This is a genomic window from Coprococcus phoceensis (assembly GCF_900104635.1).
Classification (GTDB): domain Bacteria; phylum Bacillota; class Clostridia; order Lachnospirales; family Lachnospiraceae; genus Faecalimonas; species Faecalimonas phoceensis.
In genome coordinates this window covers 2003962-2025620 of the sequence record NZ_FNWC01000007.1, presented here as the reverse complement: position 1 = coordinate 2025620, position 21659 = coordinate 2003962, and the positions used below count along the sequence as shown (strand labels likewise).

20 protein-coding genes are annotated in these 21659 nt (G+C 41.9%); all 20 read left to right on the top strand.

The genetic code is table 11. The features are described from left to right. Positions 1 to 103 precede the first annotated feature (103 nt). Positions 104 to 3508 (top strand): helicase-exonuclease AddAB subunit AddB, encoded by a 3405-nt coding sequence (gene addB / locus BQ5364_RS13435; RefSeq protein WP_071144456.1) that lies wholly within the window; start codon positions 104 to 106, stop codon positions 3506 to 3508. Beyond that, positions 3499 to 7152: a helicase-exonuclease AddAB subunit AddA gene (gene addA / locus BQ5364_RS13430; RefSeq protein ID WP_071144455.1), complete on the top strand. Its 3654-nt coding sequence runs from the start codon at positions 3499 to 3501 to the stop codon at positions 7150 to 7152. Before addB ends, addA begins: the two co-directional genes overlap by 10 nt. 2 nt (positions 7153 to 7154) lie before the next feature. After that, positions 7155 to 7418: a DUF1294 domain-containing protein gene (locus BQ5364_RS13425; protein ID WP_004614832.1), complete on the top strand. Its 264-nt coding sequence runs from the start codon at positions 7155 to 7157 to the stop codon at positions 7416 to 7418. A gap of 107 nt (positions 7419 to 7525) precedes the next feature. Then, the gene (locus BQ5364_RS13420) at positions 7526 to 7849 is read left to right on the top strand and encodes a PadR family transcriptional regulator (protein ID WP_071144454.1); all 324 of its coding nucleotides are present in this window, start codon (positions 7526 to 7528) and stop codon (positions 7847 to 7849) included. Beyond that, positions 7846 to 8475, top strand: coding sequence for a DUF1700 domain-containing protein (locus BQ5364_RS13415; RefSeq protein ID WP_022251112.1), 630 nt, complete (start codon positions 7846 to 7848; stop codon positions 8473 to 8475). Before BQ5364_RS13420 ends, BQ5364_RS13415 begins: the two co-directional genes overlap by 4 nt. Then, complete coding sequence (locus tag BQ5364_RS13410; RefSeq protein WP_071144453.1) at positions 8475 to 9236, top strand: DUF4097 family beta strand repeat-containing protein; 762 nt, start codon at positions 8475 to 8477, stop codon at positions 9234 to 9236. The genes BQ5364_RS13415 and BQ5364_RS13410 overlap by 1 nt, the downstream gene beginning before the upstream one ends. 61 nt (positions 9237 to 9297) lie before the next feature. Beyond that, positions 9298 to 9498, top strand: a complete 201-nt coding sequence (locus BQ5364_RS13405; RefSeq protein ID WP_004614828.1) for an alpha/beta-type small acid-soluble spore protein — start codon at positions 9298 to 9300, stop codon at positions 9496 to 9498. A gap of 92 nt (positions 9499 to 9590) precedes the next feature. Next, positions 9591 to 10271, top strand: a complete 681-nt coding sequence (locus BQ5364_RS13400) for a WecB/TagA/CpsF family glycosyltransferase (RefSeq protein WP_004614827.1) — start codon at positions 9591 to 9593, stop codon at positions 10269 to 10271. Positions 10272 to 10460: 189 nt separating this feature from the next. Next, positions 10461 to 11549: a PucR family transcriptional regulator gene (locus tag BQ5364_RS13395; RefSeq protein ID WP_004614826.1), complete on the top strand. Its 1089-nt coding sequence runs from the start codon at positions 10461 to 10463 to the stop codon at positions 11547 to 11549. Between the two features lie 17 nt (positions 11550 to 11566). Beyond that, entirely contained in the window at positions 11567 to 12244 is a 678-nt protein-coding gene (gene ftsE, locus BQ5364_RS13390) for a cell division ATP-binding protein FtsE (protein ID WP_022251108.1), read from the top strand. Next, positions 12244 to 13155, top strand: coding sequence for a permease-like cell division protein FtsX (gene ftsX / locus BQ5364_RS13385; protein WP_022251107.1), 912 nt, complete (start codon positions 12244 to 12246; stop codon positions 13153 to 13155). The genes ftsE and ftsX overlap by 1 nt, the downstream gene beginning before the upstream one ends. Positions 13156 to 13163: 8 nt before the next feature. Then, entirely contained in the window at positions 13164 to 14294 is a 1131-nt protein-coding gene (locus BQ5364_RS13380; RefSeq protein WP_044988296.1) for a murein hydrolase activator EnvC family protein, read from the top strand. Between the two features lie 16 nt (positions 14295 to 14310). Next, on the top strand, positions 14311 to 15501 hold the full coding sequence (locus BQ5364_RS13375) for a S41 family peptidase (protein WP_071144452.1): 1191 nt from the start codon (positions 14311 to 14313) through the stop codon (positions 15499 to 15501). 89 nt (positions 15502 to 15590) lie between these two features. Beyond that, complete coding sequence (locus BQ5364_RS13370) at positions 15591 to 16877, top strand: dihydroorotase (protein ID WP_071144451.1); 1287 nt, start codon at positions 15591 to 15593, stop codon at positions 16875 to 16877. Between the two features lie 12 nt (positions 16878 to 16889). Further along, complete coding sequence (gene pyrF / locus BQ5364_RS13365; protein WP_004611193.1) at positions 16890 to 17816, top strand: orotidine-5'-phosphate decarboxylase; 927 nt, start codon at positions 16890 to 16892, stop codon at positions 17814 to 17816. Positions 17817 to 17828: 12 nt separating this feature from the next. Continuing rightward, positions 17829 to 18611: a dihydroorotate dehydrogenase electron transfer subunit gene (locus tag BQ5364_RS13360; protein WP_004611192.1), complete on the top strand. Its 783-nt coding sequence runs from the start codon at positions 17829 to 17831 to the stop codon at positions 18609 to 18611. Further along, positions 18611 to 19513 carry a dihydroorotate dehydrogenase gene (locus tag BQ5364_RS13355; RefSeq protein ID WP_004611191.1) on the top strand — a complete coding sequence of 301 codons (903 nt, stop codon included), beginning with the start codon at positions 18611 to 18613 and terminating at the stop codon, positions 19511 to 19513. The genes BQ5364_RS13360 and BQ5364_RS13355 overlap by 1 nt, the downstream gene beginning before the upstream one ends. A gap of 29 nt (positions 19514 to 19542) precedes the next feature. After that, a complete protein-coding gene (locus BQ5364_RS13350; protein ID WP_071144450.1) occupies positions 19543 to 19920 on the top strand; it encodes a DUF4190 domain-containing protein in 378 nt (125 codons plus the stop codon). A gap of 10 nt (positions 19921 to 19930) precedes the next feature. Beyond that, entirely contained in the window at positions 19931 to 20860 is a 930-nt protein-coding gene (locus tag BQ5364_RS13345) for a helix-turn-helix domain-containing protein (RefSeq protein WP_083382855.1), read from the top strand. Between the two features lie 101 nt (positions 20861 to 20961). Then, entirely contained in the window at positions 20962 to 21498 is a 537-nt protein-coding gene (locus tag BQ5364_RS13340; protein ID WP_044986561.1) for a prolyl-tRNA synthetase associated domain-containing protein, read from the top strand. Positions 21499 to 21659 lie beyond the last annotated feature (161 nt).

The following is a 21659-nucleotide window of genomic DNA, read 5'->3' as shown; positions in this document are numbered from 1 at the left end:
AACTTAAAAACAGATTGTTTATACTAAAGGAGAGAAATATTGACAGAGAAAAAGCAGAGCAGTATTACCAACAAAATCTGAGAGAGCTGAAAGGATAGAAGGAATGGCATTACAGTTTATTATGGGACCACCCGGTTCGGGAAAGTCCCATTATTTATATGAAAAAGTAACAAAAGCATCTTTGGAGCATCCCGAGACCAATTATATTGTGCTTGTGCCGGAACAGTTTACCATGCAGACACAGAAAGATCTTGTGATGGCAAGCCCGAGAAAAGGAATTATGAATGTAGATGTGCTGAGTTTTGGACGACTTGCACATCGTATTTTTGAGGAGACCGGTGGAAACCAGCGAAAAGTTCTTGATGATGTGGGGAAAAGTTTTGTGCTGAGAAAGATTGCGGGGGATTGTGAGGCAGAGCTTCGCGTACTTGGAAGTAATCTGAAAAAGACCGGATACATCGGGGAAGTGAAGTCGGTTATATCGGAATTTACACAATATGATATACAGGAAGAGACGTTGGAACAGATGATAGAAGAGGTGAAAGACTCTTCTAATCTTTATTATAAATTGCAGGATATCAAGACTATTTACCATGGATTTCGAGAATATCTGAGAGAAAAATATATTACAGGGGAAGAACTTTTAGATGTCCTTTGTACTGTGGTGGGGAAATCTAAGATTTTAAAAGACAGTGTGGTTGTACTGGATGGGTTTACTGGATTTACGCCTGTTCAAAATAAGCTTTTGCGTGAACTGTTTGGTGTCTGCAAGAAGGTTGTGATTACAGTGACAATGGAGCAAAAGGAGAATCCATTTTCTTATAAACATCCATACCAGCTGTTTGCATTGAGCAAGCAGATGGTGACTTCCCTGATTACAATTGCCAAAGAGACAAAGACAGATGTAGAGGAGCCGATATATCTATATGACAGACCGATTTATCGATTCCGCGAGAATACAGCGCTTGCATTTTTAGAGGCGCATCTGTTCCGCTATTCAAAAGAGCAGTATGAAAAGGAACAGGATCGTATTCAGGTTTATTGTGCGAAGAATCCGAAAGAAGAGGTCGATTTTGCTGCGCAGAAGATTCGAAATCTGGCTCGGACAAGAGGATACCGTTATCGGGAGATTGCAATCATTGCAAGTGACTTGAACACATATGGAAATCAGATTGAAAAGATTTTTGGAGAATATCAGATACCGATCTTTATGGATCATAAAAGAAGTATTTTGTTGAATTCATTTGTGGAATACGTCAGAAGTCTTCTTGCGATGGTGGAACAGAACTTTTCATATGAAAGTGTATTCCGTTATCTGCGCACGGGACTGACCGGGTTTTCAGACGAAGAGATTGACATTGTGGAGAACTATGTTATTGCACTTGGAATCCGTGGATACAAAAAATGGCAGGAGAAATGGATTCGAAGAGCCAGAGGGATGGAGGAAACGGAATTGGAACGTATTAATGACATCAAAGAACGTTTCCTTATTCAAGTGGAAGATGTGACAATGGTATTAACAAAACGAAACAAAACGGTCTCAGAAGTCACAAAAGCACTGTATGACTTTCTTGTGAAGGAAGAATTGCAAAAAAAGGTAAAAGAATATGAAATTAGATTTGGAAATGACGGAGAACTTGCATTAGAAAAAGAATATGGACAGGTATACCGTATTGTAATTGAATTATTTGATAAGTTTGTAGAGTTGCTTGGAGAGGAACAGATTGCGCTGAAAGAGTATTGTGAATTGTTGGATGCAGGACTTGAGGAGGCGAAGGTTGGTGTGATCCCGCCAAGTCTTGATCAGGTTGTGGCGGGGGATATTGAAAGAACCCGTATCAAGGACATAAAGGCGGTGTTTTTGCTTGGAGCCAATGACATGTATATTCCAGGAAAAGAAAATGCGGGAGGTATTCTCTCAGAGCATGACAGGGAGCTGTTCCAAAAAGGAGGAGTGGTACTGGCTCCGGGAGCGAAAGAAAAAGCATTTATCCAGAAGTTTTATCTCTATCTGCTGATGACAAAACCATCCGAACAGTTGTATGTGACATATAGTAAGGTCTCTGCGGATGGAAAGACACTTCGCCCGGCATACCTGATTCAGGATTTACGGCGAATGTACAAAAAGATGGAAATTCAAGATGCAGATTGTCAGCCAGACAAAAAAGAATTGACACCGAAAAGCGGATTTGCATATCTGATTGAAAAGTTACAGAAAAAACACGAAGGATTGGGCACTGAGTGGCAGGAATTGTATACATGGTACAGACAAAATCCAAAATGGCGAAAAAAAATAGAACAGATAGTGGAAGCTTGTTTTTATGAAAAACCAAAAGATGGTCTTACAACAAGAACAGCTCAACGATTGTATGGGACTATTTTAGAGAACAGTGTAACCAGATTAGAAAAATTTTCGGCATGTGCCTATGCTCATTTTTTATCTTACGGGCTAAATTTGCGGGAACGTGAGGAATATACTTTTCAGGCGATCGATCTGGGAAATATTTTCCATAGTGCCATTGAACATTTTGCAAAAAAACTGGAGGCGGAGGGGTACACATGGACGACGCTTCCGGAAGTAAGAAGAGAAGAACTGATTGAAGAAAGTGTGGAGGAAAGTATTGTGGATTATGGAAATACAATCCTCTATAGCTCGGCGAGAAATGAATATATTATCAAACGTCTGAAACGTATGATGAGGCGCACCGTCTGGGCGCTGACAAAACAGTTGGAGAAGGGCGATTTCATGCCGGGCGGGTATGAGATTTCTTTCGGAGGAGCATCCGGACTATCCACATCGGACATTGCGCTGGATGGACATGGGCGAATGAGACTGCGTGGAAAGATTGACAGGGTTGACATCTGTGAGGATGAGGACAATGTCTATGTCAAAGTGATTGATTATAAGACGGGGGCGAAAGCGTTTGATCTGGGGGAATTGTATTATGGCTTACAGTTGCAGCTCGTTTTATATCTGAATACGGCATTAGAACTGGAGAGCAGAAAAAATCACGGGAAAACAGTGATACCTGCCGGGATTTTTTATTATCAGATGAAAGATCCAATCGTGGACAAGGAAAAAGATGAAGAAAAACTGGAAAAGAAAATATTAAAAGAACTGCGTTTGGATGGCGTGGTGAATGCAAGGGAAGAAGTGGTGCGGCATTTGGATAGGGAGATATCCGGAAATTCACTTGTTGTGCCGATCGGGCGAAATAAAGACAGGAGTCTGTCAAAGGCATCCAAAACAGCGACACAGGAAGAGTTTGAGCTGATTTCAGAGTATGCCAAGAAGCAGATGAAACAGATTGGGACAAGAATATTAGAAGGGGAGACGGAGGTGTCCCCATATGAGCTTGGAACGATGACAGGCTGTAGTTACTGTCCTTACAAGGCGATTTGCGGATTTGAAGAAAAAATTCCGGGATATGAATATCGGAGACTGCAGAAACTGAAAAAAGATGAGGCGCTTATGAAGATGAGAAAGGAGGTGTCAGAGTGGGAGTAACATTTACACCGGAACAAAAGCAAGTTATTGACCTGCGAGATCGAAATATTTTGGTATCGGCAGCAGCCGGATCAGGAAAGACTGCGGTGCTTGTAGAGCGTATTATTACGAGGCTTACAAAAGATCAAAATCCGATAGATGTAGATCAGCTTTTGATTGTGACCTATACGGAGGCAGCAGCATCAGAAATGAAAGAACGTATACGTACAGCAATTGAAAAAGCACTGGAGGAGAATCCGGATAATGTGCATCTGCAGCGTCAGGCGACATTGATTCACAGTGCACAGGTGACGACGATCCACAGCTTCTGTCTCTCTGTCATAAGGGATTATTTCCATACGATCGATCTGGATCCGGGATTTCGGATTGCCGAAGAAGGAGAACTCAAACTACTTAAGCATGACGTGATGGAAGAGCTTTTAGAAAGATATTATGAAGAGGGGAGTCAGACCTTTCAGGAATTTGTAGAGTGTTTTGCATCTGGAAGAGACGATAAGAAACTAGAGGAGCTTATTTTGCAGCTATATGAATTTTCAAGAAGTTATCCGAATCCGGGGAAATGGTTGCAAGAGTGTGTGGAACAGTACGAGTTTGACAGTCTGCAGGCGATGGCAGAGTCAGAGTTTGTAGAACATATTATGCGCAATACAAGATATTATATGAAAGATCTGAAAGAAACTATTGTATCAGGGCTGCAAGTATGTGACTGCGAAGATGGGCCGTATATGTATCGGGAGACTCTGGAAGCAGACCTGCAGAATATAGAAAAAATTAACAGTGCAGAAGACTTTTTGGAGATGTCCAACTTGATTTCTAAGGTGAAATGGGCAAGGCTTGCAACCAACCGCGACAAGAGTGTTTCGGAAGAACTGGCTGCCTATGTGAAAGGTGTCCGGGAGGAAGTCAAGAAGACGGTGGCTTCGGTTGTAGAACAGTATTTTTTTGACGCTCCCGAAGAGTTGTATCAGGATATGCTCTCGGCAAAATCGAATATGGAAGTGCTTGTACAGCTTGTAAATGATTTTGCTGATACCTTTGCAGAGAAAAAAACTGGGAAAAATATGATTGATTTCGGAGATATGGAACAGTTTGCTCTGCGGATTCTGACATTGGAAGAGGGCGGGAAACTAGTGCCGTCTAAGGCTGCCAAAGAGTATCAGGAGAGATTTGCGGAAGTTATGATCGATGAGTATCAGGACAGTAATCTGATTCAGGAGGCGATTCTGACGAGCGTATCCAAAGTCTCTAAAGGAAGCTATAATATTTTCATGGTGGGGGATGTTAAGCAGAGTATCTATAGGTTCCGTCTGTCAAGACCAGAGCTTTTTATGGAAAAGTTCAACACATATAGTCTGGAGGAGAGCGACAAGCAGAGAATTGATTTACACAAAAATTTCCGAAGCAGAAGAGAGGTACTTGACAGTACGAACTTTATTTTTGAACAGGTCATGACAAAAGGGCTTGGAGGCATTGCATATGATGACAAAGCTGCTCTCTATGTCGGAGCAGCCTATGAAGAGCAGGCTGGAAATGAGACAGAAGTTACTTTGATAGATACGGATTTTGAGGATGAGGATGATCAAAAGATAGAGGAAACGAACCGGGAGCTGGAGGCGAGAGCTGTGGCAAGACGGATCAAAGAACTTGTCGGTCATCACATGGTATTGGATAAGGAGACGGGAGAATACCGGACTGCCAGATATAGTGATATCGTAATTTTAACGCGAAGCCTGAAAGGATGGACAGATGTATTTACGAATATTTTGAACCGGGAGGGGATTCCGGCGTACAGCGGTTCTAAGGAAGGGTATTTTGAGACGAGAGAAATTCGGACAATTTTGGACTATTTGCGGATTTTAGACAATCCGAGACAGGATATTCCGTTTGCGGCAGTGCTGACCTCCTGTTTTGGCAAGCTGACGAGTGAGGAGCTTGCGAATATACAGTGTGAAGGGGAAGGAAAGACATTCTATGAGCGGACATTGTTCTATTTGGAAAATGGAAGTGACGAAAATCTCAAAGAGCGGATCACAGATTTGTTGAGAAAGTACGAAAGATTCCGAAGAAAAGTACCTTATACGGCTATTCACGCATTGCTATGGGACATCATAGAAGAGACAGGATATGGAGATTATGTGGCATCTTTACCTTCCGGAGAACAGAGAAAGGCGAATCTGGAGATGCTTGTGGAGAAAGCAGTGAGCTTTGAGAGTACCAGCTACAAAGGATTATTCCATTTTATCCGCTATATCGAGCAGCTTCATAAATATGATGTGGACTATGGAGAGGCATCTGTTTTGGATGAACAGGCAGACACCGTCAGGCTAATGAGTATTCACAAAAGTAAGGGCTTAGAATTTCCGATTGTCTTTGTGTCCGGCATGAGCAAGCGATTCAATACACAGGATATCAAAGGAAGTATTGTGATTCATCCTGAATTTGGTGTCGGAATTGACGCGGTGGATGTAGAAAGAAGAACGAAGGCACCAACATTGTTGAAACGGATGATTCAAAGAGAAGTGTTGATGGAAAATGCGGGCGAAGAACTTCGTGTTTTATATGTGGCACTTACAAGAGCGAAAGAAAAACTCATTATGACGGGGACAATATCGAATTTGGAACAGAAAATAAGAAGTTATGAAGGGCTTCGCAGCCATGAGGAAACGGAGCTTACATTCAGCAGACTGACAAAAGCAAATTCCTATTTCGACTGGGTACTTCCGGCACTTTACCGTCATGCTTCCTTTGCACCGATCTTAGAGACGTACAATATAGGAGCGCCGTTTATGAATCCGCTGTATGATCGTGATGTGCCAATCCGGGTATACAAAATGGGAATCGGAGAGATTGTCGCGGGGGAAGTTGCAGAGGAGCTGAGCGGACAGTATACGAAAGAGCTGTTGCATAACTGGGATGATACTCGCACCTATGATGAGCAGATGAAAGAACAGTTGGAAATACAGTTCGGGTATCAATATCCATATGAGCGTGAGCGAAAACTGAAGCAAAAAATGACGGTATCAGAACTGAAAAAACGTGCTTATTTGGAAGAAGAAGCCGGAGAACTTGTGTTTGATGAGGCAGATGTCGTTCCCCTTCTTCCGAAATTTTTACAGGAAGAGGAGGAGCTTACCGGGGCATCAAGAGGAAGCGCTTATCATAGATTGCTGGAATTGCTTGATTTCTCGAAAAAGTATGATGAAGTGACATTGAAGGAACTGATCGAGGAGCAAAAACGAAGCGGAAAGCTGTCGGAGGAGATGTGTACTTCGATTCGGGAGAAGGATATTTTACGGTTTTTAAACACACCTGTCGGAGAGAGAATGCATCGAGCGGCAGTTCGGGGGACACTGTGGGCAGAGCAGCCTTTTGTTCTTGGAATAGATGCAGATGAACTTTATAAAGGGGAAAGCCTGGAAGAAACTGTTCTCGTTCAGGGAATCATCGACGTCTGGTTTGAAGAAGATGGAGAATTGGTTGTTTTGGATTATAAGACAGACAGAGTGTTCAAAGAAGAGATATTGAGGGAAAAATATCATACACAGCTTGATTATTATGCGCGGGCATTGGAACAGCTTACAGGAAAATGTGTAAAAGAGAAGATTATTTATTCCTTTACAATGCAAAAAGAAATCGAGGTGTGAATATGAGATATATAATGTGGTATTTACTGGCGATCAATATCGTGACATTTTTCTTATATGGAATAGACAAACAGAAGGCGCGCAAAAAAAGGTGGCGGATACCGGAGGCGACGCTTCTTTCAATGGCGGCTTTGGGAGGCTCTGTTGGAGCCTGTGTCGGGATGCAAATATTCCGACATAAGACTCAGAAGCCGAAATTTTATATTGGAGTGCCTGTAATTCTTTTGTTGCAGGCTGGAATTGTGATATATGTTTATTTGAAGTAGGAGATAAAACTCCTACTTTTTTGTAATATTATATTGACTAATAATATTATATGACATATAATATGTGTATAAAAATAATATTGCATCAAATAGAAAGGAGTGAGGTCATGATATTTAATACAGGAGCAGCCTTGCTGGATGCGATTGTTCTGGCTGTAGTATCAAAAGAGCAGCAGGGGACTTATGGATATAAGATCACACAGGATGTCAGACAGGCGTTGGAAGTATCGGAGTCAACCTTATATCCGGTGCTCAGGCGACTTCAAAAAGATGGGTGTCTGGAGGTGTATGATATGCAGTTTGACGGCAGGAACAGGCGATATTACAAAGTGACAAAGAGAGGGGAAGAACAGTTGGAGATGTATCGAAAAGAGTGGAAAAGCTATTCAGAGAAGATCTGCAAGATATTTGAGGGAGGTGTGGACGAATGAACAGAGTAGAATATATGACAAGACTTGCATCGATGCTTCAGGACATTCCAGTGGAAGAAAGACAGGAAGCAATGAAATACTATAACGACTATTTTGATGAGGCCGGTGAGGAGAATGAAGAAAAAGTTGCAGCAGAATTAGATAGCCCGGAAAAGGTAGCGGCGGCAATCAAAGCGGAAATTTACGGGAGAAATAATACTGGGGAAACGAAAGCACCTGTGTATCCGGCAGAAAAAGAAGAGAAAGATACGAACAATTGGTGGAAGATTCTCCTGATTATAGTAGGTGGACTGTTTGTTTTATCCATTGCCGGCCCGATCGTTCTAGGGGTGGCGCTGACGGTATTGGCAGTGGTGTTTTCGGGATTTATTGCTCTGATAGCATTTGTTATAGCGGCAGGCTGTCTTGCAATTGTAGGGATTGCATTGTTTATTGGCGGGCTTACGCAGATTGCCGTGGCGCTTCCGGAGGCATTTACGTTGATTGGCAGCGGAATGATTTTATTCGCAGTTGGAATGGTGGGAGTTGTGTTGCTTGTGCAGCTTTGCTTCGTTGCATTTCCGAAGATGTTTCGGTGGATTGTAAAAATCTGCAAAAAACCATTTCATAGAAAGGCGGTGTCATAATGAAAAAAGGATGGAAGAGATTTTGGATCACAAGTGGTGCGATTGCCGGAATCGGCGTACTGTTTTTGATTTTGGGATTTATACTGGGGGTCTCTTTTTCAAAGATCAATTTTAGCTTCCTACATATATTTCCATTGAGCAATAGGATGGTGACAGTAAAGGAAAGCGAAGGGCAGACCGGCGAAGAGAAAACGTTCGAAGGGGTAAAAAATCTGGAAATTGATGTGGATCATATGAGTGTATATCTGAAGCCTTCTCAAAATGGAAAAGTATGTGTGGGCACTGAAGATATTGACGAGAGAGCAAATCTCCAAATCTATAAGGAAGGAAACACACTGAACATTGAGACAGATTTGGAAAATAATCGAATCAATCAGGCAGGGACGATTATTTTGTACTTGCCGCAGGATGTGAAATTCTACGAGATGGACATTTCAGTAGGAGCAGGAAGTTTGAAATCAGAGCTCCAAAGCGTACATGCGGAAAATGCGGATGTTGCGGTGGCGGCAGGAGCCGCAGAGATACAGGGCATTATGGCGCAAGAGATGTATCTGGAATGTGGAGTGGGTTCTGCAACGCTTGTGCTCCATGGAGAACAAGAAGACTATAACTATAGTCTGGAGTGCGGAATGGGTGAAGTGAAGATTGCAGACGGAAGTTATTCAGGAATCGCAGTTGAGCAACAGATTGACCATGGGGCATCGAAAAATTTGAATATTGAATGTGGCATGGGAAGTGTCAATGTAAAATTTGAAAAATAGTCTGGAATAAAAATGAAAAAAATGGAAATCCTCTTACCATCACGGAAAGGGGATTTTTATTATGTCTAAAAAGAAAGAAAAACCGATTTGCTTAAGCAAGCTGGAGCCGGAAGAAAAATTAAAATATGAGATTGCAGAAGAATTGGGATTGCTCGATAAGGTGCTGGAGGATGGCTGGAAGGCGCTTTCTTCAAAAGAGACCGGGAGAATCGGCGGACTGATTACGAAGAAAAGGCGAGAGATGGAGAAAGCAAAAGAGTAGTGACCAAAGTGTGAACAATTTCGAACCGGACTTGAAAAGAGAAGGGAGATTTGTTATAATCGTAAAACTGGGGAGAAACAACAGGTGAGGTTATGAATGAGAAAATAAAAGTATTAGGCGTGTCAATTAATCATTACACGGCTAAGGAAGCAATGAAAAAGGTCATGGAATATATGGAGACAGAACCGATCAATGTGATCGAGATGGTGACGATGAATACGTTGTCGCAGCTTTTGAACAAAGAAGAAAAGCCATATATTGATGAGTTTGACCTTACATTTGCAGGAGATAAATCAATATTAGAGGCGGCAGGAGTGACTGACTCAAAATATTTGAATGAGGCCAAGACACTGCTGTTCGTGAAAATGGTAATGCGATTTCTGCATAAAAGCCACAAAAAGGTTTTTTTGCTCGCCGAAGATGAAGAGGCTTTGTCTGAACTGAGAGAATATGTGACAGGAAAATACAGCGGGATTGTTATCTCTGAGACTGCGACCATGGAAGAACACGGAAAGTCCGATGACATGATTGTCAATCGAATCAACGGTGCAGAGACCGACTGTATCTTTGCGGCGCTTCCATCTCCGCTTCAGGAAGAAGTCATTCTTCGTAACCGCACACTTTTGAATGCCAGAATTTGGTTCGGAATGGGTACTGGATTGAAAGAACGCAGGAGAACGGGATTTGGAAGAAGACGGCTGAAGGCATTTTTTACACAACACATCGTGAAGAAAAAGATTGAGAAAGAACGTAAGCAAAATCAGAATTTGTGAACAATGTATAGTGTGGAAAAAGGATAAGAGCAAAAGGAAAATTGAGGAAATGCATAAAAAATTATGATTTCCTCTTTCTTTTTTTGCTGTTTTGCATTAGTATATAACGTAGAAATATGCGTTTAACCATTTTAAGAAAAAAATGTATTGTAGAAAATGCATATGAAAATTACGAGTGGAGGGAATTGAATGATATCAAATCAAATACTTCAAAACACAATTGAAGGACTAAAAGCAATTACAAGAATTGATTTATGTGTAGTAGATATAGAGGGAAAAGTGCTTGCGGGGACTTGTACAGAGACAGATGACTATGCAACCTCGATAAAATCTTTTGTAGATTCACCTGCAGACAGCCAGGTGGTGCAAGGATGTCAATTTTTTAAAATTTTTGACGAATATCAGTTAGAATATATATTACTTGCTTACGGGGAAAATGAAAATGCATATATGATCGGAAAGCTTGCAGCATTCCAGATTCATAATCTGTTGATTGCATATAAAGAAAGATTTGACCAGGATAATTTTATCAAAAATCTGTTATTGGATAATCTGTTGCTTGTGGATATTTATAATCGTGCAAAGAAACTACACATTGATACAGATGCAAGACGTGTCGTATTTATTATCGAGATGGCGTATGAGAAAGATGCGAATATGATTGAACATGTGCGAGTGTCCATTGGAAGAAAAAACAAAGATTTCATCACAGCTGTCGATGAAAAAAATATTATTGTCGTAAAGGAACTGGAAGCGAGGGAAGGCTATCAGGAGATGGAGCAGGCTGCGAATGCAATGCTGGAATTATTAAAAGCAGAAGGCGAAGAAGGATTGCATGTCGCATATGGTACGATCGTAAGCGACATCAAAGAAGTTTCAAAATCTTATAAAGAAGCAAAGCTTGCGCTTGATGTCGGAAAGATTTTCTTTAACGAAAAAGATGTGATAGCATATAGTACACTCGGAATAGGACGTCTGATCTACCAGCTTCCGATACCACTTTGTAAAATGTTTATCCGAGAGATTTTTGAGGGGAAATCACCGGATGATTTTGACGAGGAGACTTTGATCACAATTAATAAGTTCTTTGAGAACAGTCTGAATGTATCTGAGACATCAAGACAATTGTACATTCACCGTAATACGCTGGTGTACAGACTGGATAAGATTCAAAAGAGCACAGGACTTGATCTGCGTGTCTTTGAGGATGCCATTACATTTAAGATTGCGCTGATGGTTGTAAAATACATGAAACATATGGAAACGTTGGAGTATTAATAATTATGGAGGAGCGTATGATAGAATTAAAAGATGTTACGAAGGAATACTCAAAGGGGATAGCTGCGCTCAATGGAATCAGTCTGACGATTGAGCAAGGCGAGTTTGTATTTATCGTAGGAGACAGTGGGTCGGGAAAATCGACTTTGATTCGTTTGCTGATGAAAGAGCTGGATCCAACATCCGGAACAATTACTGTTATGGGTGAGGATCTTGGAAAAATGAAACACAAACATATTCCGAAATACCGCAGAAGAATCGGAGTTGTGTTTCAGGATTTCCGCCTTTTAAAGGATCGGAATGTATATGAAAATATTGCATTTGCACTTCGTGTGACAGAGGCACCAACTCGTATTATCAAACAGAAAGTTCCTGCGGCATTATCGCTGGTGGGACTGGCGCAAAAGTATAAATCGTTTCCGAAGGAGCTGTCAGGAGGAGAACAGCAGCGTGTGGCGATCGCGAGAGCGATCATCAATGAGCCGTCTATTTTGCTGGCAGATGAGCCGACCGGTAACCTGGACCCGTCTAATTCATGGGAGATCATGAAGTTGCTGGAGGAGGCAAACGACAGAGGAACTACAGTCATTGTAGTTACACATAATCATGAGATTGTAAATGCAATGCAAAAACGAGTTGTAACAATGAAACAGGGCAGCATTGTCAGCGACGAGAAAAAAGGTGGGTATGTATAATGAGAATCAGTACACTAGGATATTCGATAAAGCAAGGGGTTAAGAATATTGGGAGAAACAAGATGTTTTCCATTGCCTCTATGGCGACGATGGCAGCATGTATTTTCCTGTTCGGCGTATTTTTTTCAATTGTAATAAATTTTAGATACATTGTAGATAAGGCTGAAGAAGGAGTAGCAATTACGGTGCTTTTCGATGCAGATGCGACGGACGAGCAGATTAAAGAGATCGGCGAGAAACTAAAGAGCCGAGATGATGTGGCAGAGGTGAAATATATTTCCGCGGAACAGGCATGGGAAGACTTCCAGAAAGATTATTTTGGAGAGGACAATGCGGATGCGGCAGCGGGATTTGAAGGCGATAACCCGTTGATTGACTCTGATAACTACGAAGTATATTTAAAATCAGTTGAGACACAGGCAGACCTTGTAAAATATGCAGAGGGACTTGACGGAGTTCGCCAGGTCAACAAATCAGATGTCGTTGCCGATGCGTTAGGAAATGTGAATGTGCTCATTGCATATGTCTCAGGAGGAATTATCCTGATTCTGCTTGCAGTATCTATTTTCCTGATCAGCAATACGGTTACGATGGGAATTACAATCAGACGTGAAGAGATTGCGATTATGAAATACATAGGTGCAAAAGACTTTTTTGTAAGAGCGCCATTTATCGTGGAAGGTATCTTCATCGGTTTGATCGGAGCGGCGGTACCGCTTGTGGCACTGTACTTTGCATATGGAAAAGTTGTTAATTATGTTTTGGAAAGATTTAAAATTTTAAATAATATTTTAGACTTTCTTCCGGTGGGGCAGGTATATCAGATATTACTGCCGGTTGGATTAATTCTCGGAGTAGGAATTGGTTTTGTGGGAAGTTTCTTTACGATTAGGAAACATTTAAAGGCATAGGTGACTTTATGACAAAAAGAAGAAGAATTGCGAACTGTATGATTGCAGGAGTACTTTCACTCAGTTTTATCATGCCGACATATGCGACGGATTTATCCGATGCACAACAGAAGGCACAGCAATTAGAAGAACAGAAAAAGGCCGCCGAATCAGAAAAGTCTTCTTTGGCGGAACAATTGAATACCATTGTGACGGACATGAAAAAGTCAGAAGAGGACATGACAAAAAAAGAGTCGGAAATCGAAAAGGCTGAAGAAGAACTTGTCAACGCAAAGGTAGATGAGCAGAATCAGTATGAAAGCATGAAAAAAAGAATCAAGTACATTTATGAAAATGGAAGTTCCGAATTTTTAGAGATCATGCTGGAAGCAAAAGATATGGCAGACTTTTTGAATAAGGCGGAGTACGCCACAAAGATGTCTGAGTATGACAGAGATATGTTGAAAAAATTCCAGAAGCTTGTAAAGAAAGTGGAGGAAGAAGAGGCAAAGTTAAATAAAGAATATGAAGAGCTGCACACACTTCAGGCGAGTCTCACAGAAAAGCAGACAGCAGTGGAGAAGCTTTTGACGGAGAAGGCTTCGGAGATTGCGAGTATTGAATCCGAGATGACCGAAGTGCAGGGATTGATCACAGCTGCCAAGGAAGCAGAGCGAAGAAGGCAGGAAGCAGAGGAGGCAGCTAAGCAGCAGGCACAGCAGAATAATGGAAATTCTGGCGGTACTGCCGGAGATTCTGTTGTGAGTGGGAATGGTTTCTTCACTCATCCTTGTCCGGGTATGAGTTACCAGTCAAGCTACTTCGGAGAAGTACGTGAGGGAATCGGTGATTCCAGACCGCACAAGGGACATGATTATGCTGCGGCGCCGGGGACTCCGATCTATGCGGCAGCAGCCGGAAAGGTGACAACAGCCGGATACAGCAACTCTGCCGGATACTGGGTTGTTATCAACCATGGCAATGGGCTTGTGACAAAATATATGCATATGTGGCAGATGCCGTATGTGTCAGAAGGTCAGACAGTGGAAAAAGGGCAGAATATCGGAGGCGTAGGTACGACAGGACAATCGACCGGAAACCACCTGCATTTTCAGGTGGAATTAAATGGTGTTCCGGTGAACCCGTCAAATTATATGTAAGAAGGTATATTGGTGAATGGAAAAGAAAAATAGCTTTTTAAAAGGGGCACTTTGCGGTGCCCTTGCTATGTTATTAGCGGTAGCATTTGTAGGAGGCAGCTTCTTCATCTATAAAATGTCTAGAGATGACAAAGTTGTCACGATGGGAACTGAAAAGAAATTGGAGACACTTAGAAGCTTGATCGATGAAGTTTATCTTCATAGTGATGAAGTTTCAGATGACGAATTGAAAGAGTTTTTGATCAAAGGATATGTAAGTGGTCTTGGTGATCCGTATTCTGTTTATTATGACAAAGAGGAGACGGACAGTCTGTTTGAGTCAACAGAAGGAAAGTTTAGTGGAATTGGTGTTTCAATCACGCAGGATTCTGAGACAGGAGCCATGACATTTGTGAATGTGTACGAAGAAGGAGCAGGAGCAGAAGCCGGATTTCAGGCGGGAGATATTCTCTATAAAATCGATGGAGAGGATGTGACCGGTCAAGATCTCAATAATGTTGTTGCCAAGATTAAAGGCGAAGAGGGAACACAGGTAGAGATTACAGTTCTTCGTGGTGAAAACATGGAAGAGTATACGGCGACAGCGACGAGAAAAATGGTGGAAGTACATACGGTTGAACACGAGATGAAGTCAGACGGAATCGGCTATATCAGAATTACAGAATTTGATTCCGTGACGTATGATCAGTTTGCTTCTGCCTTGGAAGATTTAGAGGCTCAGGGAATGACAGGACTTGTCATTGATCTTCGCGACAATCCGGGAGGAAATCTTGACACTGTTTGTGACATCCTTGATCTGATTTTGCCGGAAGGAACTATTGTTTCTACGAAAGACAAGAATGGAGAAGGAGAAACTTACACATCAGATGAGGAACATAAGCTGGAGATTCCGCTGTCAGTGCTGACAAATGGAAACAGTGCCAGTGCATCTGAGATTTTTGCGGGTGCGGTTCAGGATTATGGAGTTGGAACACTTGTGGGAACAACTACATTCGGAAAAGGGATCGTACAACAGATATTTCCGTTGACAGATGGAACAAGTATTAAATTGACCATCTCCGAATATTTTACACCGAAGGGAAGAAATATTCATGGGACGGGGATCGATCCGGATGTGGAAGTTGAATATGAATACAATGAAGAAGATCCGGCGGCAGATAATCAGCTGGAAAAAGCAATTGAGATTGTGAAGGGAAATGGAATGTAAATTTTGCATTCCATTTTTTTTATCTCTATGATAGAATAAAAGTAGTATGTAATTTTATGCTCAAATCTAGAAGAAAGGATGAAAACATAATGAAAACTTTGATTCAAAATGGACATGTGCTGGATCCGGAAAGTAAAACAGAGGGGATATATGATATCCTTGTGGAAGGAAAAAAGATTGTAAAGGTGGCAGAACATATTGCAGATGCAGCAGATAAGGTGATTGATGCGAAAGGCTGTTTTGTGATGCCAGGATTTATTGATTTGCATGTGCATTTGCGAGATCCGGGACTGGAATATAAAGAGACGCTTAAGACGGGAGGAGATGCGGCGGCAAGAGGTGGTGTCACGACAATCTGTGCAATGCCAAACACAAAACCTGTTATTGATACAGAAGAGAAAGTGAGACAAGTGCATGAAAGGGCAAAAAAAGAGTCCAAAGTGCATGTGATACAGCTCGGCGCGATTACAGTTGGGCAGGCAGGCGAGGAACTCGCAGATATTGTCGGAATGGCAAAAGCAGGATGCCACGCAATCAGCGAAGATGGAAAATCTGTGATGAATGCATCTTTATACCGCAAGGCGATGAAGATTGCAAAAGAACAAGGAATTGCGATTTTTGCACACTGTGAAGATATTACAATGGTGGAAGGCGGAGTGATGCACGCCGATAAAAAGGCAGAGACACTGGGGCTGAAAGGAATTACGAACGCGGTGGAAGATGTCATTGTGGCAAGAGATATTCTCCTTGCGAAAGAGACTGGGGTGAGGCTGCATCTTTGTCATTGCTCAACAGAGGACAGTGTCAAACTGGTGAGGGCAGCAAAAAAAGAGGGCTTGCCGGTCACAGCAGAGGTGTGTCCGCATCATTTTACAATGACGACAGGGGATATTACAGAAGATCATGGGAACTTCAAGATGAATCCGCCGCTTCGAGGAAAAAGCGATGTGGAAGCGCTGAAAGCAGGACTGAAGGAAGATATTATGGACGTGATTGCTACAGATCATGCACCGCACTCAGAGGAGGAAAAAAATAAGTCTATGAAAGAGGCGATGTTCGGTATCGTAGGACTTGAGACAATGGCAAGTCTGACTTACACGGAATTGGTGGATACCGGAGTTCTGACACCGATGCAGATGGCAGAAAAAACAAGCTATTACCCGGCAAAGATTTTAGGCTTGCAGGACAAGGGAGCAGTTTCGGAAGGAAAGATTGCGGATCTCGTGATTTTCGATCCGAACAGAGAATACATAATTGACAAAAATACATTTTTCTCAAAAGGGAAAAATACACCGTTTGACGGTTGGAAAGTGAAAGGCGATGTGCGTTACACATTGGTGGACGGCACTATCGTATATGAAAATACATCATACTAGGAGGAATGAAAGATGATTAACAAGTTAGTAGAGAATATTAAAAAGACAAAGGCGCCGATCGTAGTTGGTCTGGATCCGATGCTCAATTATATTCCGGAGCAGGTGCAAAAAAAAGCGTTTGCAGAATTTGGAGAGACATTGGAAGGCGCTGCGGAGGCAATCTGGCAGTTCAATAAAGAAATCGTGGATAAGACATATGATCTGATTCCGGCAGTCAAACCACAGATTGCAATGTATGAGCAGTTTGGGATTCCGGGATTGGAAGCATTTAAAAAGACAGTGGATTATTGTAAAGAAAAAGGACTTGTTGTCATCGGTGACATCAAACGTGGTGATATTGGTTCTACATCAGCAGCATATGCAGTCGGTCACCTTGGACGCGTGCAGGTGGGAAGTAAATCATATGTGCCGTTTGACGAGGATTTTGTGACAGTGAACCCATATCTTGGTTCGGATGGGGTGAATCCATTTATCGATGTGTGCAAAGAAGAAAAGAAGGGACTCTTTATTTTAGTAAAGACATCGAATCCGTCAAGTGGAGAATTTCAAGATCAGTTGATCAATGGAAAACCATTGTATGAATTGGTAGGAGAAAAAGTGGCACAGTGGGGAGAAACCTGCATGGGAGACGAATACAGCTATATCGGAGCTGTTGTAGGGGCAACTTATCCGGAGATGGGAAAAGTACTTCGTAAAGTAATGCCAAAATCTTACATCCTTGTTCCAGGATACGGAGCGCAGGGAGGCCAGGGAAAAGACCTTGTTCATTTCTTTAACGAAGACGGACTAGGAGCAATCGTAAATTCTTCACGTGGAATTATCGCGGCGTACAAACAGGAAGCATATGCGAAATTTGGCGCAGAGAATTTTGGAGAGGCTTCAAGAGCAGCTGTTGAGGCAATGGTGAAAGATATTAATGGAGCGCTCGAGAGCAGATAAGGAGAATGTAAGATGGCAGCGAGAAAGAGAGAGACAGTTACAGTTGTTTCACAGGAACAGCTGGCAGACGGGATTTTTAGTATGTGGATTCAGACGGAAGCTGCAAAGACTGCAAGACCGGGACAGTTTATTTCCATGTACACAAATGACGGAAGCAAACTGCTTCCAAGACCGATCAGTATCTGCGAGATTGATACGGAAACATCGAAACTTCGGGTTGTATACCGTGTGACAGCAGAAAAGACGGGGACAGAGCAGTTTTCCAAGATGAAAGCGGGAGATACACTTCCGATCATTGGACCTTTAGGGAATGGTTTTCCGTTAGAAGCAGGAAAAGGGAAACGAGCATTTTTGATAGGTGGAGGTATTGGAGTTCCGCCGATTTTGGAGCTTGCAAAACAGCTTGACTGTGAGAAGCAGATTATCATGGGATATCGTGATGCAGATACATTTTTAAAGGAGCAGTTTGAGGAAAATGGAACCGTCTATATCTCGACAGAGGATGGAAGTGTCGGAACAAAAGGAAATGTCATGGATGCGATTCGTGAAAATGGACTTGAGGCGGATATCATTTACGCATGTGGACCTACTCCAATGCTTCGCGCAATCAAACAATATGCAGAGGAACAAGGAATTGAATGTTATATTTCTCTGGAAGAGAGAATGGCGTGCGGTATCGGGGCATGTCTTGCGTGTGTATGCCAGTCAAAAGAAAAGGATCACCACAGCAATGTAAATAACAAGCGCATTTGCAAGGACGGTCCGGTATTCCTGTCTACGGAGGTGGAGATCTAATGAATATGAAAGTAAATATTGCAGGTGTAGAGTGGAATAATCCGGTGACAGTGGCATCCGGTACATTTGGTTCGGGAGCAGAATTTGCAGAGTTTGTTGATTTGAACAGACTTGGAGCCGTCACGACAAAAGGAGTTGCAAATATTCCTTGGGCGGGAAATCCGACACCGAGAGTTGCAGAGACATACGGTGGAATGATGAATGCAGTAGGTCTTCAGAATCCGGGGATTGAATTGTTCTGTGAGAGAGACATTCCGTTTTTAAAACAGTATGACACAAAGATTATCGTGAATGTGTGTGGAAAATCTACAGAAGATTACTGTGAGGTTGTGGAACGTCTTGCAGACGAGGGTGTAGATATGCTGGAGATCAACATTTCCTGTCCAAATGTCAAGGAGGGTGGAATTGCATTTGGTCAGAATGCGAAAGCGGCAGAAGAGATTACAAAAGCAGTAAAGAAATATGCAAAACAGCCGGTCATCATGAAATTGAGTCCGAATGTGACTGATATTGCAGAGATGGCGAAGGCAGTGGAAGCAGGCGGAGCAGATGCAATTTCTCTGATCAATACACTTACAGGAATGAAGATTGACATTAACCGTCGCAAATTTGTGCTCGCAAATAAAACGGGCGGAGTGTCAGGACCGGCGATTCATCCAATCGCAGTCCGCATGGTATATCAGGCATTCCATGCGGTAAAAGTGCCGATCATCGGAATGGGAGGAATCGCAAGTGCGGAGGATGCAATCGAGATGATCCTTGCAGGAGCAAGCGCAGTCTCTGTCGGCACAGCGAACTTCCATAATCCATCTGTGACGATGGAAATCGTAGATGGAATTCAAGATTATATGAAACAATATGGATTTACTTCTGTGAATGAGATGGTTGGACTGGTAGACTGATTGTAGTGTGAAGAAAGAAGGGATACAAGATGGATAACCAATATAAAGGACTGGGAATTACCTCTATGGTACTTGGGATTGTCTCTATTCTTTTGTGCTGGACGGTGGTGATGTCCGGATTATGTGCAGTTGTGGGAGCAGGACTTGGGGTCTATTATCTGTCTAAGAGAAAACAGGAACGTGGATTTGCGATTGCAGGTATTGCGACATCTGCATTTGGACTGATTTTATCCGTATTTGCGGTTGCTATAATTTTGATAGCGGGCACAGTGGAGAGTCAGGTTCCTTCCATAGAAGAACAGACTCCGTACTATGAAGAACAGCCGCGTGATGATTTCTTCGATGATTATTATGACGATTTCTTTTACGATGATGATGACATGAATCAATATCGAGACTTTTTCTAAATAGAGTGTGATGAAAATGCAAAGATGTAATCCAAAGCAGATAGAAAAACCATTACATGAGATTAATTATTATACGGATAAAGGGTTTCCGATTGAGATGTACACGGTAACGCAGGGGAATATTGAACCATCGGGAAGGGGATATATGGACTTGCACTGGCATGAGGAACTGCAGTTTACTGTCGTGACAAGCGGAAAGCTGAAATTGAGAGTAGATGGGAAATTATATACGCTGGATGAAGGAAATGGAATTTTTATCAATCGAAATCTTCTCCATATAACGACAGAGATTAGCGATGGAGGCAGATATCTCAGTTTTAATTTTCCGGACAAGGTAGTATCTTTCTTCTCAGGGAGTACTATGGAGGAGAATTTTGTGCTTCCCTATGTGGGAAATTACGGGATAGCGGTAGTTGAATTTAAAAGGACAACGTCATGGCAGAAGGAGATACTGGATACTCTGCTAAAGATGGAGCTCCTGTTTAAAAGAAGAAGAGAGAAAAGACAAGCTGTTGGAAGAGAAGAATATCAGATTGCAATAAAAATTGTGGAGATATGGTACATGATGATTTGCAATATAGAGAAAAGTGGAAAGAAAATTTCCAACAGCTATATTAGAAAGCAGGAACGGATACAGGCGATGCTGTCTTATATCCATAATCAGTATATGCATCCGATGTGTCTGGCGGATATTGCGCAGGCAGGGAATGTCAGTGTTGGAGAATGCTGCAGAGGATTTAAGGAAGTTGTCTGCAAAAGCCCGAACGAGTATCTGGCAGAATACCGCATATTGAGAAGCAAAGAGTTGCTAAGAGGGACGGAACTATCGGTAACGGAAGTTTCCGGGGCGGTTGGATTCAACAGTGTGAGCCATTTCATTCAATGTTTTAAGAAAATGACTGGTGTTACTCCAAAAGCTTATAAAAATATGAAATGTTAAGATATTAATATTTTTTGTTAAGGTTTTGGTAGTTCTTTTTACTCGAAAATGCTAAGATGTCCTTATCAAAGACAAGCATTAGAGAAAGGGGAACTAAGATGATATATATTAGTGATATTTATACAACAGCACCGACGGATGATCGCGTAGCAACAGAAAAAAAGGTGTATCAGATACTGGATAAACTGAAAATTTCTTATGAGAGAGTCGACAATGATGTTGTGGAGACGATGGAAGAGTGTGAGGAGATTGACAAGGCGCTTGGAACAGAGATTCGAAAAAGCATTTTCTTGTGCAATAAGAAAAAAACGAGTTTCTTTTTGGTTGTGCTTCCGGCAAACAAATCTTTGGATACGAACACATTGAGTAAAAAAATCGGAGTACCGCATCTTTCATTTGCCTCAGGAGAACTGATGAAAGAGCATCTTGGAACGAAACCGGGATCTGCGTCTGTCATGGGATTGATCAATGACGAAGACGATTATGTTCAATTGATTGTGGACAAAGAAGTTGCACAGGAAGAATGGTTTGGCTGCAATCCGGGGATTAATACAAGTCATTTGAAAATGAAGACAGAAGATTTGTTGAATAAATTTTTGCCACAAATCAGACATAAAGCAAAGATTATGGAATTGTAATAGAATAAAGAATCAGACCAGCGGAGATTCAGGGAAAGATGAATCTCCGCTGGTTTTTGCGTGATAAAGTACACTAGTGCAGAGATGAAATTAGCAAAGAAAATAGCAAGGAAGTGCAAGAAATTCCTAAAAAGAAAAGTTGACACAAAACAGCACATAAG

Coding starts and splice junctions, on each gene's coding strand:
- addB (WP_071144456.1), top strand. CDS start 104: ATGGCATTACAGTTTATTATGGGACCACCCGGTTCGGGAAAGTCCCAT.
- BQ5364_RS13425 (WP_004614832.1), top strand. CDS start 7,155: ATGAGATATATAATGTGGTATTTACTGGCGATCAATATCGTGACATTT.
- BQ5364_RS13420 (WP_071144454.1), top strand. CDS start 7,526: ATGATATTTAATACAGGAGCAGCCTTGCTGGATGCGATTGTTCTGGCT.
- BQ5364_RS13415 (WP_022251112.1), top strand. CDS start 7,846: ATGAACAGAGTAGAATATATGACAAGACTTGCATCGATGCTTCAGGAC.
- BQ5364_RS13410 (WP_071144453.1), top strand. CDS start 8,475: ATGAAAAAAGGATGGAAGAGATTTTGGATCACAAGTGGTGCGATTGCC.
- BQ5364_RS13405 (WP_004614828.1), top strand. CDS start 9,298: ATGTCTAAAAAGAAAGAAAAACCGATTTGCTTAAGCAAGCTGGAGCCG.
- BQ5364_RS13400 (WP_004614827.1), top strand. CDS start 9,591: ATGAATGAGAAAATAAAAGTATTAGGCGTGTCAATTAATCATTACACG.
- BQ5364_RS13395 (WP_004614826.1), top strand. CDS start 10,461: ATGATATCAAATCAAATACTTCAAAACACAATTGAAGGACTAAAAGCA.
- ftsE (WP_022251108.1), top strand. CDS start 11,567: ATGATAGAATTAAAAGATGTTACGAAGGAATACTCAAAGGGGATAGCT.
- ftsX (WP_022251107.1), top strand. CDS start 12,244: ATGAGAATCAGTACACTAGGATATTCGATAAAGCAAGGGGTTAAGAAT.
- BQ5364_RS13380 (WP_044988296.1), top strand. CDS start 13,164: ATGACAAAAAGAAGAAGAATTGCGAACTGTATGATTGCAGGAGTACTT.
- BQ5364_RS13375 (WP_071144452.1), top strand. CDS start 14,311: ATGGAAAAGAAAAATAGCTTTTTAAAAGGGGCACTTTGCGGTGCCCTT.
- BQ5364_RS13370 (WP_071144451.1), top strand. CDS start 15,591: ATGAAAACTTTGATTCAAAATGGACATGTGCTGGATCCGGAAAGTAAA.
- pyrF (WP_004611193.1), top strand. CDS start 16,890: ATGATTAACAAGTTAGTAGAGAATATTAAAAAGACAAAGGCGCCGATC.
- BQ5364_RS13360 (WP_004611192.1), top strand. CDS start 17,829: ATGGCAGCGAGAAAGAGAGAGACAGTTACAGTTGTTTCACAGGAACAG.
- BQ5364_RS13355 (WP_004611191.1), top strand. CDS start 18,611: ATGAATATGAAAGTAAATATTGCAGGTGTAGAGTGGAATAATCCGGTG.
- BQ5364_RS13350 (WP_071144450.1), top strand. CDS start 19,543: ATGGATAACCAATATAAAGGACTGGGAATTACCTCTATGGTACTTGGG.
- BQ5364_RS13345 (WP_083382855.1), top strand. CDS start 19,931: ATGAAAATGCAAAGATGTAATCCAAAGCAGATAGAAAAACCATTACAT.